Below are 2,197 nucleotides of genomic sequence, written 5' to 3'. Positions count from 1 at the left end.
CTCTGAATTCGAATCTACCAACATGGTATGGAGTACCGTTAGCTTTTAATTCGTCTTCAGTTACACCAACACCTGATACTTCTGGTTCAGTGTAAACACAACTTGGTATAGCTTTATAGTTAACTGTTTCGCTGTTACCTTTAACAGCATTTTCAGCTGCTACCATACCTTCAGCAGATGCAACGTGAGCAAGCATAGCTCCTGGTATTATATCACCTATTGCGTATATACCTTCAACACTTGTTTCTAAATATTCATTAACTTGTATAAATCCTCTTGGTGCCATTTCTATACCAACTTCTTCAACACCAGAGTTAGCTAAGTTAGGTCTTCTACCTACGCAAAGTAATACCATTTCAGCAGTTACTGATTTACCGTTGTTTAATTTTATTTCAACAGAATCATCATTAACTATGTATTCGTCTGCACCTACACCTGTCATAACTTTTATTTTGTCTTTTTTGAATTGTCTAGCTAAGTTTTTAGCTGCTTCAGAATCCATTCTACCTAATATTTGAGGTATCATTTCTATTATAGTTACTTTAGTTCCTATAGTTGCAAAGAATTGTCCTATTTCACTACCTATAACTCCACCACCAACAACTATTAATGATTCAGGTTGTTTAGTTAAGTTTAATATTTCATCAGAAGTTATAACGTTTTTACCATTATAAGGCATTCCTGGGAATACTGTTGGTACAGATCCATTAGCTAGTATTATTTTATCAGCTACAACTGTTTCAGTAGTTCCATCAGCTTTAGTAACTTCTATAGTATTTTTATCTACTAATTTACCAAAACCGTCTATTTTTTTAACTCCTCTTTTGTCAAATAGGAATTGAATTCCTGCTACTAATTCATCAGTTATTTTATGTCTTCTAGCCATTATAGCTTCAAAATTAGGTTTAGCTTCACCTTCAACTTCTATACCGAAGTCTTTAGCTTCTCTTACTGTTCTAAGAACATCAGAAGATGCTAATAAAGCTTTTGTTGGTATACAACCTACGTTTAAGCAAGTACCACCTAATCTATTTTTTTCTATTACAGTTACTTCAGCACCAAGCATAGCTGCCTTTAAAGCTGCTACATATCCTCCTGGGCCGCCTCCTATTACTGCTATTTTCATTTGTTATTTCCCCCATTTACCTTTTATGATTTGTTTATTAATTAAACTTTATATTAATCTATATTAGATATAATATCTATATATATATTATACCCAATATAGAATTAATTATCTTGTTTTTATATTAAATTTTTTAATTTATTTTATTAGATTTTATAAACCTGCAGCATCTAATATTAGTGGTACATTTTCTTCTGCACCTATAGCCATTATATGAACACCATCACATAAGTCTTCTTCTTTTAATTGTCTTATGAATTCACCAGCCATTTTTATACCTTCAGCTACATAGTTTCCTTTACCAGCTGCTTTTAATCTTTCGATTTGATCATCTGGAACGAATATTCCTGGAACGTTAGCAGTCATGAATTTTGCCATTCCTGGTGATTTAAGTGGAACTATACCAGCCATTACTTTACAGTCCATATCTTTAGTTAATTCTCTGAATTTTCTCATATGTTCTATATCGTAAACAGCTTGAGTTTGGAAGAATCTAGCACCAGCTGCTATTTTCTTTTCCATTTTTAATAATTGTACTTCTATTGGATCGTATTCTGGAGTAACACAAGCTCCTAGGAAGAAGTTTGTTTTACCTTTTAATTCTAATCCTGTACTATCAGTACCATTATTCATCATAGTTGCAGTAGATAATATACTAACTGAATCTAAGTCGAATACTGGTTTAGCATTTTTATGGTCACCTACACATACGTGGTCACCTGTTAAAGCTAATAAGTTATCTATTCCAAAGAATCCTGCAGAAAGCATTTCACTTTCTATAGCTATTCTGTTTCTATCTCTACCTGTCATTTGTATAACTGGTTCTAATCCTAAATCTTTTAACATTTTACATGTAGCAAGAGATGAAGTTCTCATTACTGCAGATTGGTTATCAGTAACGTTAACTGCATGTACTCTACCAATAACTTTTTTAGCACATTCTGCTAAGTGTGATAAATCAGTTCCTTTTGGAGGTGCCATTTCAGCAGTTATAGCAAATTCTCCTCTTTCAAATGCTTCTTGTAACTTACTCATCTAAAAAATCCCCCTTTATTTATAACCTTTTCTTAT

2 protein-coding genes are annotated in these 2,197 nt (G+C 32.5%); both read right to left on the bottom strand.

All coding sequences use genetic code 11. The features are described from left to right. The coding region (gene lpdA / locus MR593_RS10695; protein ID WP_290692704.1) for a dihydrolipoyl dehydrogenase at nucleotides 1-1,126 on the bottom strand (1,126 nt) is incomplete at its 3' end. A 153-nt stretch (nucleotides 1,127-1,279) separates the two neighbouring features. Then, a complete protein-coding gene (locus MR593_RS10690) occupies nucleotides 1,280-2,161 on the bottom strand; it encodes a methylenetetrahydrofolate reductase (protein WP_290692702.1) in 882 nt (293 codons plus the stop codon). Nucleotides 2,162-2,197: the final 36 nt, after the last annotated feature.

Source organism: Intestinibacter sp. (genome assembly GCF_022780145.1).
Classification (GTDB): Bacteria; Bacillota; Clostridia; order Peptostreptococcales; family Peptostreptococcaceae; genus Intestinibacter.
Note: the sequence above shows the minus strand (reverse complement) of the source record. Positions and strands in the feature narration are given on the sequence as shown.

Coding starts and splice junctions, on each gene's coding strand:
- MR593_RS10690 (WP_290692702.1), bottom strand. CDS start 2,161: ATGAGTAAGTTACAAGAAGCATTTGAAAGAGGAGAATTTGCTATAACT.